Genomic DNA, 12,293 nt, shown 5'->3' with positions numbered 1-12,293 from the left:
TGATGGCGGTGGGCTGGTTAACGTGCAGTTATGTAGATGTCACTAAGCTCAATTGATGAAGACCCACCACCTCCTGACACAGATTGCCGACCATCTAGGGGCTGAACGCCAACTGCTGCTGGCGTTCAGCGGCGGTCTGGATTCCAGCGTACTGCTGCACCTGCTGGTGCTGTTGCGCCAGCAGCAACCGGACATCGCCCTGCGCGCGGTGCATGTGCACCATGGCCTGAGCCGTTTTGCCGATGATTGGGTGGCACATTGCCAGCAGCAATGTGAACGCTGGCAGGTCCCGCTGGTGGTAAAACATGTTCAGCTAGAGGGGCGGCCTGGGGGGATCGAGGCCGCGGCCCGTTCGGCCCGCTACGCTGTTTTCGCAGAAACGTTGACCGCAGACGAGACTTTGCTGACGGCGCAACATCTTGACGATCAATGTGAAACGTTCTTGCTGGCCTTAAAACGCGGCAGCGGCCCTGCGGGCCTGTCTGCCATGGCCGCACAAACCCGCTTGGGTAACAATCCCTTATTGCGCCCGCTGTTGGGAATATCGCGCCAGCAGTTGGAAGCCTACGCACACCAGCATCAACTGCAGTGGATCGACGATGACAGCAATCAGGATCCCCGCTTCGATCGCAACTTCTTACGTCTGAACGTTTTGCCGATAGTGAATCAACGTTGGCCGCATTTTGCTGCCGCCACCGCACGCAGCGCTGAATTATGTGCCGAGCAGGAGCAACTGCTTGATGAGCTGCTGGCTGAGCAATTAACCCAACTGCTGGATGGCGAAAACTCGCTCGCTATCGCCGAATTGGCTACCTGCTCTGCTGCCAGGCGCTATGCTTTGCTACGGCGCTGGATTGGGCTGTTTGGTGTCACCATGCCTGCGCGAGATAGCTTGCATCGGCTATGGCAGGAAGTGGCATTAAGCCGGGAAGATGCCGAACCGCAGCTGCAACTCGGGAACTACCAGATCCGCCGTTTTCGCCAGCGCTTGTACCTGCTACCGCTGATGGCTGATCTGAGCGGCACACGATTGACCTGGCCTAATGAGGCTCCACTGGCATTACCAGACGGACTGGGTACTCTGTACGTGGGCGAAGGTGAATGCCTGATACGCGCCCCTTTAGAGCATGAGTCGGTCAGTGTGCGCTTTACCGCCAAGGGCAGGGCGCGGATTGTTGGCCGTGCCGGTTCACGTCCGATCAAAAAACTGTGGCAAGAGTTGGCTATTCCACCGTGGCAGCGTGAACGTATCCCGTTGCTCTATTATGATGAGCAGTTAATCGCTGCCGTGGGCGTATTTATTACTGAGGAAGGGCAAGCGTCTGCGGGGCAACCGGCCTGGCGGCTTGGCTGGAAAAAAAATAATAACAATCTGCTGTGAGGAGTGGGCAATGAAATTGGTGAGCGTAATGGTAGTGATGGCCAGCGTACTGAGTTTTTCCGCGATGGCGGCGGGCGATGCGGTGGCAGGCAAGGATAAATCGGCCAGCTGCATGGCCTGCCACGGCGCGGAAGGCAAAGTTTCGGTTCCGATGTACCCGAATCTGGCCGGGCAGAATCAAATGTATCTGGAGCACTCTTTGCAGGCTTACAAGAAAGGGGAGCGCTCTGGCGGGCAGGCGGAAGTGATGAAGGCCTATGTCTCAGGTCTGTCGGATGAGGATATTGCCGACCTGGCGGCCTATTACGCCAGCCTGAAGCCTTAAATGACGAGGGCAGCCCTTGGGCTGCCCTGTGGAGATGGCGTTACCGCAAAGTCAGTCTGACAGGCTGACAACCACGGTACCGATTTCCGGATGACTGAAACTGAGGATGTGATCCAGACGCAAGCTGAGAGCACTTCCGGCCTGATCGACAATCAGGTACTCAACGCCCTTGGTAAATTTCAACTCGGTGGCAATGCCTTCGAACTTCTCTCCGTCGCGTAACTCTAGCTTCAGAATGTAGTTATGCTGACAGGCGAGTTCCAGGCTTTCATAGTCATCGCAATTGATGGATTGGTACTCATCATTCATCAACATGGTCGCTCACCAATAAGTTAGCGGCGGCAAATGCCGCCTGTTCCCTAACGGAGGACGGCAGCTCGCTATTCGCGGCAACCTCGTCCAATGCCTTTAACACACATGCTAGTGCATCCGGCACGTAGCCTAGATCTCCACTGCCGATCTGAGCGTAAAAACGTCGTACTAACTCACAGTATTGTTGCACAATGGCCTCCCTTTAGGATCTCTGCATTATTGCCACGCAGGCTGCAATAAGGCACAGACACTCGGGGTTAAATCCTATCTAAAGGACTATAGCACAGGTGTTAGGGAGTTATTAGTTCCTCTTTTTGGGCATTAGTCCACTCCTGATGCTCCCCGTGCTGGCTGCGGGCTGCCCTGATCAAGTACAATGTGGCCTGTTAATAATGAGGTTACCCATGGCGCTGAAAGCAACAATTTATAAAGCCACGCTCAATATCGCTGATATGGATCGTCACTTTTACTGTGATACCACACTCACCCTGGCCCAGCATCCTTCAGAAACCGAACAGCGCATGATGCTGCGCCTGCTGGCCTGGATCTGCCATGCCGATGAGCGCCTGGTGTTTACCAAGGGACTGAGTGCGGAAGACGAGCCGGAAATCTGGCGGCGCAACGACCATAACGGGCTGGAAATGTGGATAGAGCTGGGGCTGCCGGATGAGAAACGCATCAAAAAGGCCTGCAATCAGTCACCTAGGGTGGTGCTTTACGCCTATGGTGATCGTGCCGGGCATGTCTGGTGGCAGTCTATGCAGAGCAAAGTCGCCAACCACAAGAACCTGAGTATTCGTTTTCTCGATGATGAACAACTGTCCCGCTTGACCGCGTTAGCCAGCCGCAATATGACGCTACAGGCCACGCTGCAGGAAGGGACCATCTGGCTGTCAGACCTTCAGAATAGTCTGGAAATTCAATTTGCCGAATGGCAGCAGGCGCAGGAATAACCGGTGCTGGAACTGTCAAGAAACGTAGCCATACCGGACAACGAAATAGAATTAACGGCGATCCGCGCGCAGGGTGCGGGTGGTCAGCATGTGAATAAAACCTCAACGGCGATCCATTTGCGCTTTGACATCCGGGCATCCAGCCTGCCAGAGTGCTATAAAGAACGGCTGTTGGCGCTTAACCATCATTTAGTGACCGGTGATGGGGTGGTGATTATCAAAGCGCAGGAATATCGCAGCCAGGAAATGAATCGTGAAGCGGCACTGGCCCGGCTGGTGGCGCTGATCCAGCAGGCGATAGTGGTCGAAAAGACGCGTAGGGCAACCAAACCCAGTAAAGGGGCCAAATTACGCCGTCTTGAAGGCAAGGTGCGCAAAGGTGCCACCAAGGCACTGCGCGGCAAGGTTCAGCCTTAGCCTACGCCGTGGATATCAATGGATGACAACAGGAGAATAACTTGAAGCAAATAACTATCGCCCTGTTTTTAGCGGCAGGAGCCCTTTCATTGCTGGGATGTAACAATCAATACCAGCCAAAAGAACAAGCGCTTCAGCCGATGCAGCAGAGCTATCAGGGCTTATTGCCTTGTGCGGACTGCTCCGGGCTGGACACATCGCTGTTCCTCGATGAGGACGGCACCTTTGTGTTGCAGGAAACCTATCGTGGCGCTAAAGATGGCGATCAAACCTTTGCCAGTTACGGCACATGGGCGCGTACGGCAGATAAGCTGGTGCTGACCGAGAGCAACGGTGAAAAACGTTATTTCCACCCGGAAGGCAAGCAATTGAGAATGCTGGACCGCAGTGGAGCACCGATTGTCTCTCAGCTTAATTATGTGCTGTCGCCGGTGACCAAAGCCTTGCCGAAAACGCCGATGCCGTTGACCGGGTTGTATACCTATATGGCCGACGCGGCGGTATTTAAGGATTGTGCCACTGGCAAAACCTTCCCGGTAGCGAATAATATCGCGCTGGAGCAGGGCTATCTGAAGGCTCAGCGGGCGCCGGGCGAACCGGTATTCCTGATGTTGAACGGGCATTTCAGCGTGCAGCCTTCCATGGAAGAAGGGCAGATGCAAAAAGCGCTGATCCCGGAACCCGGTGGCAAGATCACTTTCGACAGCAGCAAGAGCTGTGCTAACTGATCCCCCTCACCCCAACCCTCTCCCACAGGGAGAGGGAGCTGCCCGGAGTTCTTGATGAGTTCGTGCGGCTTCGGAATGTAGGAAGTAGGAACCAAAAAATAAGGTATTACGCAGAATAATCAGCGAACTCGATCGGTTCCCACTCCCTCTCGATTAGTTCGTGCGACTTTGGAATGTAGGGTGTAGGAACAAAAAGATAAGGTATTACGCAGAATAATCAGCGAACTGGATCGGTTCCCTCTCCCTCTCGATTAGTTCGTGCGACTTTGGAATGTGGGGAGTAGGAACAAAAAGTTAAGGTATTACGCAGAATAATCAGCGAACTCGATCGGTTCCCTCTCCCTGTGGGAGAGGGTTAGGGTGAGGGGCCTGATTTTTTGCCAACGCCCGCGAGCGTAAATAGATCCCCGGCTTGATATGGCCAACGTAAACCAGCGCTTTGCTAGGTGCCAGCGTGGCAATATCCCCTTCCCGCATATGCAGTAAATCGCCCGGACTGACCCAGCCTGGGGCGGCCAATGTCAACGGATGCCCCGCGTTTTCAAACGCGGCAATCACAAACTCCGAACAGAAATACGACGACTCGGCACCGGTCGGCGCCTTGAGCTGGGCTGCGGCCAGGCCTTTGACACATTGCTGGCGGAAATCGGCAGAGAAGGGGTTCAGCGAACACAGCTGCTTGGTCATCATAAAGGGCACCATCTCGGCAATGCCCAGATAGTTATACCGGCTGCCGGCTTTTTGGCTGGCGAATTGGCGGATTTGGCTAGCCTGCTCCGGTGTCAGATCGGGGATGCGCAAAGCAAACATCTTGTCGCTATGGGTCAGCGCATCTTTCAGGCTGATAATCTGCACGCCTTCCCCTACCGCTTCGGCAACCTGGCCTTCGCCAATATACACGGCCACATGGCTGACTGACGAAGTACTCAAGATACGGATCCCGAGTGATTTCAAACCGATAGTTGAGGAGAACAGCAGGTCTCCCTCTTGCAGATCGGCCTGATTGATTTCGCGCAGAGTTTTTCCAGGGGCGGAGCTTAACGATTGGAACTGAACGTTGACGGGATTGATGGAGTGTTTATCACGGTCGGATAGGCCTACGTCCATGGTACAACCGGTCAAAAAAACTGAAAGCAAAGCAAACAGGCGGGTAGCCGGGGGGCTGCGTAATGGCATAAGTTAATCCTTTAACAACAACATCCATCAATAAAGCCCCCCATCTGGGGGGCTTTGTCTAGCGATTAGCGTTGGATCTGGCCCAGCAGGAAATCAACGATTTCGCCGGTTTTGATCATCTGCTTCTCGCCAACACGGCGATTTTTATACTCAATTTCTTCGCTGTCGAGGTTACGATCGCCGATCACGATGGAGTGAGGTACGCCGATCAGTTCCATATCGGCAAACATCACGCCTGGGCGCTCTTTACGATCGTCCAGGATCACGTCGATGCCATGTGAACGCAGGGTATCGTACAATTCTTCAGCCAGTGCCTGCACGCGGAATGACTTGTGCATGTTCATTGGCAGAATCGCTACCTGGAACGGGGCAATTGCGTCCGGCCAGATAATGCCACGGTCATCGTGATTCTGTTCGATGGCAGCAGCCACCACGCGCGTCACGCCGATGCCGTAGCAACCCATGGTCAGCACCTGATTACGGCCATCTTCACCCTGAACGGTGGCTTTCATCGCTTCTGAATACTTGGTACCCAGCTGGAAGATGTGGCCCACTTCGATACCGCGCTTGATCAGCAGCGTACCTTTCCCGTCTGGGCTGGCATCGCCTTCCACCACGTTACGGATATCGGCGCTCTGTGGTAGCGGCAGATCACGCTCCCAGTTGATGCCAAAGTAGTGTTTGCCATCGATGTTGGCACCCGCGCCGAAGTCGCTCATAGCGGCTACGCTGCGATCGACAACCACTGGGATCGGCAAATTGACTGGGCCAAGGGATCCTGGGCCTGCGCCGACGATTGCACGGATTTCTTCTTCCGTGGCGAAAGTCAGTGGAACCGCGACCTGTGGCAGTTTCTCGGCCTTGATTTCATTCAGCTCGTGATCGCCGCGCACCAGTAGGGCAACCAGCTTGTGGCCACTCTCTTCACGGGCGTGCACCATCAAGGTTTTCACCGTTTTCTCTACTGGCAGTTGGAATTGCTCTACCAGCTCGGCGATGGTTTTGGCGTTCGGCGTATCGACGATGCGCAGTTCTTCCGTTGCCGCAGCACGTGGCTGTGCAGGGGCAACCGCTTCGGCCAGCTCGATGTTGGCAGCATAGTCGGAACCGGTTGAGAACACGATATCGTCTTCACCGCTGTCTGCCAGCACCTGGAATTCATGCGAAGCGCTGCCACCGATAGAACCGGTATCGGCCAGCACCGGACGGAAATCCAGACCCATGCGGTTGAAGATCTTGCTGTAGGCCTCGTACATCGCGTCGTAGGTGACCTGCAAGGATTCCTGGGTGGTATGGAAGGAATAGGCGTCCTTCATCAGGAATTCACGCGAGCGCATTACGCCAAAACGTGGACGAACCTCGTCACGGAATTTGGTCTGGATCTGGAAGAAATTCAGCGGCAGCTGCTTGTAGGAGCTGATTTCGTTGCGGATCAGATCGGTGATCACTTCTTCATGGGTTGGACCAAGCACAAAGGGACGCTCGCCGCGATCGACAAAGCGCAGCAATTCCGGGCCATATTGCTCCCAGCGGCCGCTTTCCAGCCAGAGGTCGGCGGGCTGAACAACCGGCATGGAAACTTCGATCGCGTTAGCATTGTTCATTTCTTCGCGAACGATGTTTTCAACCTTCTTCAGAACGCGCAGGCCGGTCGGCAACCAGGTATAAAGACCGGAGGCCAGCTTGCGGATCATCCCGGCGCGTAGCATCAGCTGGTGGCTGATCACTTCGGCGTCGGCAGGTGTCTCCTTCAGTGTGGAGAGCAGATATTGGCTTGTACGCATGGTGTTTTGGTTCCGTTAGAACTGCAAATTGCATCGGGCTGCCAGGGTTGGCCGCCAAAATTTTCAAAAGTGGCTTAGTTTACCAGCGCAAGCCGGTTGTCAAAAGAGAGCGGGCGGAATTTTAACGGGCGTCGAGCGACAACACTTCGCTTTGACTATCAACGATCCGCCAGCGCACGTTGAACTCCAATAACCATACCGCATATTCGCGCCCGCTGGCTTCTTCTTTTCGATAGGCGGGGCGAGGATCTTGCGCCAGAACCTGAGTGATAAAACGGCGCAGGTTGGGATAGCGCCGCACATGTTGCTGCAGCTGTTGTTCCGCTTCGGGCGAGAAATACACCGGCATATCGCCAGCAGGAGCCGCCTGAGCAAACCCGGCTCGCGCTTGCGGATGGCTTTCGGCAAACGGCAAATAGGGTTTGATATCGACCACCGGCGTACCGTCAACCAAATCCAGGCTGCCCAGCTCCAGTACCACCTCGCCCCCTTGAGTCCGAATGCCTTTCAGCTCGATCAGGGACATACCCAACGGGTTAGGGCGAAAGGTCGAACGGGTGGCGAACACACCCATACGCGCATTGCCGCCCAGACGAGGAGGCCGCACGGTAGGACGCCAGCCTCCTTCCATGGTTTGATGAAACACAAACATCACCCACAGATGGCTGAACTCACTGAGGCCACGTACCGCTTCGGGCTGATTGTAAGGCGGCAGCAACAGCAGTTCACCGCCGCCGTCTTCCACTAGCCCTGGCTGACGGGGAACCGCGAATTTCTCTTTATACGGAGAACGGATGGTGCCGATCTGCTCAAAAACAAATTCGGTCATTTGGCAGAGACGTTAAGCGCAGAGCCTTGGCAGATGGCCTGCTGGTAACAACCGGCGACGCCGCTGACAATCTGGCAGTCATGCAGTAGCACCGCATTGGCCTTCATGTAGGAAGCCCGGGTCTGCATACGCTTACGTGCGGTATTCAGATTTGGCGGAGAGTCCTGAACCGTGGTCTGACAGGATTCGCCAGAAACCTCACCTAAATCGCGGAAAGGCTTGCCGACCAGCTCTTCTGCACTCTTGTACAGTTTTACCGGGGCCGGGCGGGCTGCTGGGGTGGCTTTTACCGGAGCGGGAGCGGCCGTAGTTGTTGTGCTGTTTGTTGTGGATGGAGCCGTGTGCTGCGTTGAGCATCCAGTCAGCGCGAGCGCTAACAAACAGAGAGGTAAAACACGCATTGAGAGTCCCTGCCATTTTATAATCAAAGTGGCGCTATTGAAGCAATCTCTGGCGCAAATAACAAGACGGGCCGTAGCCCGTCTTGCAATTATCGGAATAAAATGGCTAAGGAACGATTACCAGCCTTTTACTGCGCCACCGTTAAAGATCTTGTTGGCCGCTTCGTTAACTTCGTCAGACTGGTAAGCCTGAACGAATTTCTTCACGTTTTCCGCGTCTTTGTTATCTTCACGGGCAACCATGATGTTGACGTAAGGTGAGTCTTTATCTTCAACAAACAGACCGTCTTTGGCCGGCGTCAAACCAATCTGGCTGGCATAAGTGGTGTTGATGATGGCCAGCGCGATTTGCTGATCGTCCAGTGAACGTGGCAGCTGTGGTGCTTCCAGCTCAACCAGCTTCAGGTTTTTCGGGTTCTCGGTCACGTCCAGTACGGTTGGCAGCAGGCCAACACCGTCTTTCAGCTTGATCAGACCCTGTTTTTGCAGCAGCAACAGTGAACGGCCCAGGTTGGTTGGATCGTTAGGCAGTGCTACCTGTGAACCTTCTTGCAGCTCATCAATGGATTTGATCTTTTTGGAGTAACCGGCGATCGGGTACACAAAGGTGTTACCTACCGTAACCAGCTTATAACCACGATCCTTGATCTGCTGATCCAGGTAAGGCTTGTGCTGGAAGGCGTTGACATCGATATCGCCTTTGCTCAGGGCTTCGTTTGGCAACACGTAGTCGTTGAAGGTGACCAGCTCAACGTCCAGGCCATACTTATCTTTTGCCACTTTTTGTGCCACTTCAGCCACTTGCTGTTCAGCACCAACAATAACACCCACTTTGATATGGTTTGGATCTTTTTCATCCTGGCCACAACCGGCCAGAGCCAGAGTACCGATCAGTGCGCCGATTGTTGCGATGGATTTAAATTTTAACGACATATCCCTTCCTCAATTAGACTCGCATATGAAATACGCTTTACTCTTTATCCTGCCGGGTGCAGCAAAGCTATCGAGTAGATGTCAGCGCGTGGGTAAAGCTATTTGTGGGTAACGGCCTTCACGATACGGTCGCCACCAAACTGGATCAGATACACCAGCACCACCAGTAATATTAATACCGTATTCATCACGGTAGCGTTATAACCAATATAACCATACTGATAACCAATTTGACCTAAGCCACCGGCACCGACGGCACCGCCCATTGCAGAATAGCCCACCAGGGTGATCAGCGTGATGGTAGCGGCATTCACCAAACCTGGCAGCGCTTCAGGCAACAGCACTTTGGTGATGATTTGCATAGGAGTCGCACCCATGGCACGAGCGGCTTCAACCAGACCTGACGGAATCTCCAACAGGGCGTTTTCTACCATACGGGCGATAAAGGGAGCCGCGCCTACGGTCAGTGGAACGATAGCCGCCTGCAAACCGATAGAGGTGCCAACGATCATGCGAGTGAACGGGATCATCCAGACCAGCAGGATAATGAACGGGATGGAACGGAAAATGTTCACCAACCCGGACAACACCTTATAAACGGTATTGTTGGCAATGATTTGCCCGGGGCGGGTCACATATAACAGTACGCCAACCGGCAAGCCAAGCACAAAGCCAAAGAAGCCGGAGACAAAGGTCATCGTAACGGTTTCCCACACGCCACGTGCCATTAACCACATCATTGCCTCAGACATAACCCAGAACCTCTACTTTTACCTGATTTTCTTGTAGGAACTTAATCGTTGCCTGTGCATCTTCATCGGAGCCGTGCAGTTCAGCCAGCATCACGCCGAACTTCACGCCGCCAGCGTAATCCATCTGTGCGCTGATAATATTGTTGTTCACGTTGAAGCGACGGGCCGCTTCTGACAGTAACGGTGCATCAACCGAGCGGCCGGTAAACTCCAGGCGTAACAGCGGCTGACGGCCACCGGTACGCTCAGGCACCAGGCGCGCGGCGTAGTCGTCCGGGATATCCAGATGCAGCGTAGCCTGGATAAACTGCTGTGCCAGCGGCGTCTTGGGGTGTGAAAACACTTCGCTCACGCTGTCTTTCTCAATCAACTGGCCCTGGCTGATCACCGCAACCTGATCGCAGATACGTTTCACTACGTCCATTTCATGGGTGATTAGCAGTATGGTCAGCCCCAGACGGCGGTTGATGTCTTTCAGCAGTTCGAGAATGGAGCGGGTGGTGGCTGGATCCAGTGCACTGGTCGCTTCGTCGCACAGCAACACCTTAGGATTGCTGGCCAGAGCACGGGCGATGGCCACACGCTGCTTTTGGCCGCCTGACAGATTGGCGGGGTAGGCATCGTGCTTGTCTGACAGACCAACCAGCTCCAGCAGTTCGACCACGCGTTTTTTGATTTCCGCGCGTGGGGTGTTGTCCAGCTCCAACGGCAGGGCAACGTTACCGAAGACCGTACGTGAAGAGAGCAGATTAAAGTGTTGGAAGATCATGCCGATCTGGCGGCGTGCGCGCGTCAGCTCACCTTCAGACAGAGAGGTCAGATCCTGGCCATCAACCAGAACGGTACCTGACGTCGGGCGCTCAAGCATGTTGGCGCAGCGGATCAGCGTACTCTTACCGGCGCCGGAGGCACCGATGACGCCATAAATCTGTCCGGCAGGAACGTGAAGAGTCACGTCGGTGAGTGCGCTAATGGAACGCGACCCCTGCTGGAACACTTTGGTGATGTTGGAAAGTTTAATCATATTCTTCTTATTTTTAGCTTGGTTGCCGTGGCCTAATAAAGAGAGACCTTGGTCAGCGCCAAGGTCTGGATCAGATGTTAAGGCGTCTAGACGTCCAAGTCAACGTTAACGCTATTCTTCATCATTCTCAGTCTCGGCGAAAACATGCGATACTGGGGCGGTTTTCAGGCTTTCAGGAGCATACCGGTGACACAACGCGTTCCAGCAATTTTCTTAGATCGTGATGGCACGATTAATATCGATCATGGCTACGTCCATGAAATAGATGATTTCCAGTTTATCGATGGCGTGATTGACGCCTGTCGTGAACTGAAAAACATGGGCTTCGCGCTGGTGCTGGTCACCAACCAGTCTGGCATTGCCCGCGGCAAATTCAGCGAAGACCAGTTTATGCGTCTGACAGAATGGATGGACTGGTCGATGGCCGACCGCGATGTCGATCTGGACGGCATCTATTTCTGCCCACATCATCCTGAAGCAGTAATAGAAGAGTATCGCCAGGTTTGTGATTGCCGCAAACCGCAGCCGGGCATGTTGCTACAGGCGCAGAAAGAACTGAATATCGATTTGGCCGCTTCTTATATGGTTGGCGACAAAATCGAGGATATGCAGGCGGCAGCAGCGGCAGGTGTCGGCACTAAAGTGTTGGTACGCACCGGCAAGCCAGTAACTGAAGAAGGTGAGAAAGCGGCGGATTGGGTGCTAAACAGCCTGCAAGAGCTGCCTGCAGCGATTAAAAAGCGGGTTTAAGCAGCGTTATGCATGAATAGTGAGCGGTCGGAAGAAAAGTGCATATTAACCCTTGTCATTCTGAACCAGCTCCCTATAATGCGCCTCCATCGACACGGAACATGTGAACAACTTCACAGAGTCTCCGGAGGTCGCAGAGAAAAAAACTGAAATTAAGGTTGACTCTGAAAGAGGAAAGCGTAATATACGCCACCTCGAGTTAGCAAGCGAAAGCGCGTAACTCACTGCTCTTTAACAATTTATCAGACAATCTGTGTGGGCACTCACAAGACGATATCCAGCTACTTCGGTAGCAAAAAAATATCAAGTCTTGAAGAGTGACCAAGCAGTAATTCATGTGAATGAATTATTACGAAAGTAAATTTTCGAGCATCGCTGCACCGTTCTTTAATGAACAGTGTCAGCAAATCAAGCTTTTAATTGAAGAGTTTGATCATGGCTCAGATTGAACGCTGGCGGCAGGCCTAACACATGCAAGTCGAGCGGTAGCACAAGGAGCTTGCTCCTGGGTGACGAGCGGCGGACGGG

15 protein-coding genes and 1 rRNA gene are annotated in these 12,293 nt (G+C 53.9%); 7 read left to right on the top strand and 9 right to left on the bottom strand.

Annotated features, from left to right (window positions below):
- Positions 1 to 55: 55 nt before the first annotated feature.
- Together tilS and JHD74_RS01655 are read left to right on the top strand one after the other, a co-directional pair.
- Positions 56 to 1,381: a tRNA lysidine(34) synthetase TilS gene (gene tilS, locus JHD74_RS01660; RefSeq protein WP_199061395.1), complete on the top strand. Its 1,326-nt coding sequence runs from the start codon at positions 56 to 58 to the stop codon at positions 1,379 to 1,381.
- A 10-nt stretch (positions 1,382 to 1,391) separates the two neighbouring features.
- The gene (locus JHD74_RS01655) at positions 1,392 to 1,706 is read left to right on the top strand and encodes a cytochrome c (RefSeq protein WP_074031344.1); all 315 of its coding nucleotides are present in this window, start codon (positions 1,392 to 1,394) and stop codon (positions 1,704 to 1,706) included.
- A gap of 51 nt (positions 1,707 to 1,757) precedes the next feature.
- Here the strand turns inward: JHD74_RS01655 and rof are convergent, their stop codons facing one another.
- Both rof and JHD74_RS01645 read right to left on the bottom strand, forming a co-directional pair.
- Entirely contained in the window at positions 1,758 to 2,015 is a 258-nt protein-coding gene (gene rof / locus JHD74_RS01650) for a Rho-binding antiterminator (RefSeq protein WP_223499701.1), read from the bottom strand.
- The gene (locus JHD74_RS01645) at positions 2,008 to 2,208 is read right to left on the bottom strand and encodes a YaeP family protein (protein WP_024529521.1); all 201 of its coding nucleotides are present in this window, start codon (positions 2,206 to 2,208) and stop codon (positions 2,008 to 2,010) included. The genes rof and JHD74_RS01645 overlap by 8 nt, the downstream gene beginning before the upstream one ends.
- Positions 2,209 to 2,422: 214 nt before the next feature.
- Here JHD74_RS01645 and JHD74_RS01640 point away from each other — a divergent pair, with 214 nt between their 5' ends.
- Genes JHD74_RS01640 through nlpE form a run of 3 tightly spaced genes read left to right on the top strand, consistent with a single transcriptional unit; the run spans position 2,423 to position 4,116 of the window.
- Positions 2,423 to 2,971 (top strand): YaeQ family protein, encoded by a 549-nt coding sequence (locus JHD74_RS01640; protein ID WP_065685544.1) that lies wholly within the window; start codon positions 2,423 to 2,425, stop codon positions 2,969 to 2,971.
- 3 nt (positions 2,972 to 2,974) lie between these two features.
- Entirely contained in the window at positions 2,975 to 3,388 is a 414-nt protein-coding gene (gene arfB, locus JHD74_RS01635; protein WP_199061393.1) for an alternative ribosome rescue aminoacyl-tRNA hydrolase ArfB, read from the top strand.
- A 41-nt stretch (positions 3,389 to 3,429) separates the two neighbouring features.
- A complete protein-coding gene (nlpE, locus tag JHD74_RS01630) occupies positions 3,430 to 4,116 on the top strand; it encodes an envelope stress response activation lipoprotein NlpE (RefSeq protein ID WP_074031343.1) in 687 nt (228 codons plus the stop codon).
- Between the two features lie 315 nt (positions 4,117 to 4,431).
- Here nlpE and JHD74_RS01625 read toward each other — a convergent pair whose 3' ends face one another.
- The 7 genes from JHD74_RS01625 to metN form a co-directional block, all read right to left on the bottom strand.
- Complete coding sequence (locus JHD74_RS01625) at positions 4,432 to 5,292, bottom strand: YaeF family permuted papain-like enzyme (RefSeq protein WP_199061391.1); 861 nt, start codon at positions 5,290 to 5,292, stop codon at positions 4,432 to 4,434.
- A 65-nt stretch (positions 5,293 to 5,357) separates the two neighbouring features.
- A complete protein-coding gene (gene proS / locus JHD74_RS01620) occupies positions 5,358 to 7,076 on the bottom strand; it encodes a proline--tRNA ligase (RefSeq protein WP_024529525.1) in 1,719 nt (572 codons plus the stop codon).
- A gap of 121 nt (positions 7,077 to 7,197) precedes the next feature.
- The gene (tsaA, locus tag JHD74_RS01615) at positions 7,198 to 7,905 is read right to left on the bottom strand and encodes a tRNA (N6-threonylcarbamoyladenosine(37)-N6)-methyltransferase TrmO (RefSeq protein WP_024529526.1); all 708 of its coding nucleotides are present in this window, start codon (positions 7,903 to 7,905) and stop codon (positions 7,198 to 7,200) included.
- Positions 7,902 to 8,306 (bottom strand): Rcs stress response system protein RcsF, encoded by a 405-nt coding sequence (gene rcsF / locus JHD74_RS01610; protein ID WP_024485562.1) that lies wholly within the window; start codon positions 8,304 to 8,306, stop codon positions 7,902 to 7,904. Before rcsF ends, tsaA begins: the two co-directional genes overlap by 4 nt.
- A gap of 117 nt (positions 8,307 to 8,423) precedes the next feature.
- Positions 8,424 to 9,239 (bottom strand): MetQ/NlpA family lipoprotein, encoded by an 816-nt coding sequence (locus JHD74_RS01605; RefSeq protein ID WP_021179941.1) that lies wholly within the window; start codon positions 9,237 to 9,239, stop codon positions 8,424 to 8,426.
- 98 nt (positions 9,240 to 9,337) lie between these two features.
- On the bottom strand, positions 9,338 to 9,991 hold the full coding sequence (locus JHD74_RS01600) for a methionine ABC transporter permease MetI (protein WP_021179942.1): 654 nt from the start codon (positions 9,989 to 9,991) through the stop codon (positions 9,338 to 9,340).
- Positions 9,984 to 11,015: a methionine ABC transporter ATP-binding protein MetN gene (gene metN / locus JHD74_RS01595; RefSeq protein WP_074031341.1), complete on the bottom strand. Its 1,032-nt coding sequence runs from the start codon at positions 11,013 to 11,015 to the stop codon at positions 9,984 to 9,986. Before metN ends, JHD74_RS01600 begins: the two co-directional genes overlap by 8 nt.
- A 186-nt stretch (positions 11,016 to 11,201) precedes the next feature.
- Here metN and gmhB point away from each other — a divergent pair, with 186 nt between their 5' ends.
- Positions 11,202 to 11,765, top strand: coding sequence for a D-glycero-beta-D-manno-heptose 1,7-bisphosphate 7-phosphatase (gene gmhB / locus JHD74_RS01590; RefSeq protein WP_024529528.1), 564 nt, complete (start codon positions 11,202 to 11,204; stop codon positions 11,763 to 11,765).
- A 417-nt stretch (positions 11,766 to 12,182) separates the two neighbouring features.
- Positions 12,183 to 12,293: ribosomal RNA gene (locus JHD74_RS01585) — 16S ribosomal RNA — on the top strand; the annotation flags it as partial.

The organism is Serratia sp. ASV30 (assembly GCF_016428815.1).
In the GTDB taxonomy this organism is placed as follows: domain Bacteria; phylum Pseudomonadota; class Gammaproteobacteria; order Enterobacterales; family Enterobacteriaceae; genus Chania; species Chania fonticola_C.
This window is presented reverse-complemented; position numbering and strand designations above follow the sequence as displayed.

Coding starts and splice junctions, on each gene's coding strand:
- JHD74_RS01655 (WP_074031344.1), top strand. CDS start 1,392: ATGAAATTGGTGAGCGTAATGGTAGTGATGGCCAGCGTACTGAGTTTT.
- JHD74_RS01640 (WP_065685544.1), top strand. CDS start 2,423: ATGGCGCTGAAAGCAACAATTTATAAAGCCACGCTCAATATCGCTGAT.
- tilS (WP_199061395.1), top strand. CDS start 56: ATGAAGACCCACCACCTCCTGACACAGATTGCCGACCATCTAGGGGCT.
- JHD74_RS01605 (WP_021179941.1), bottom strand. CDS start 9,239: ATGTCGTTAAAATTTAAATCCATCGCAACAATCGGCGCACTGATCGGT.
- JHD74_RS01625 (WP_199061391.1), bottom strand. CDS start 5,292: ATGCCATTACGCAGCCCCCCGGCTACCCGCCTGTTTGCTTTGCTTTCA.
- rcsF (WP_024485562.1), bottom strand. CDS start 8,306: ATGCGTGTTTTACCTCTCTGTTTGTTAGCGCTCGCGCTGACTGGATGC.
- tsaA (WP_024529526.1), bottom strand. CDS start 7,905: ATGACCGAATTTGTTTTTGAGCAGATCGGCACCATCCGTTCTCCGTAT.
- metN (WP_074031341.1), bottom strand. CDS start 11,015: ATGATTAAACTTTCCAACATCACCAAAGTGTTCCAGCAGGGGTCGCGT.
- proS (WP_024529525.1), bottom strand. CDS start 7,076: ATGCGTACAAGCCAATATCTGCTCTCCACACTGAAGGAGACACCTGCC.
- JHD74_RS01600 (WP_021179942.1), bottom strand. CDS start 9,991: ATGTCTGAGGCAATGATGTGGTTAATGGCACGTGGCGTGTGGGAAACC.
- rof (WP_223499701.1), bottom strand. CDS start 2,015: ATGAATGATGAGTACCAATCCATCAATTGCGATGACTATGAAAGCCTG.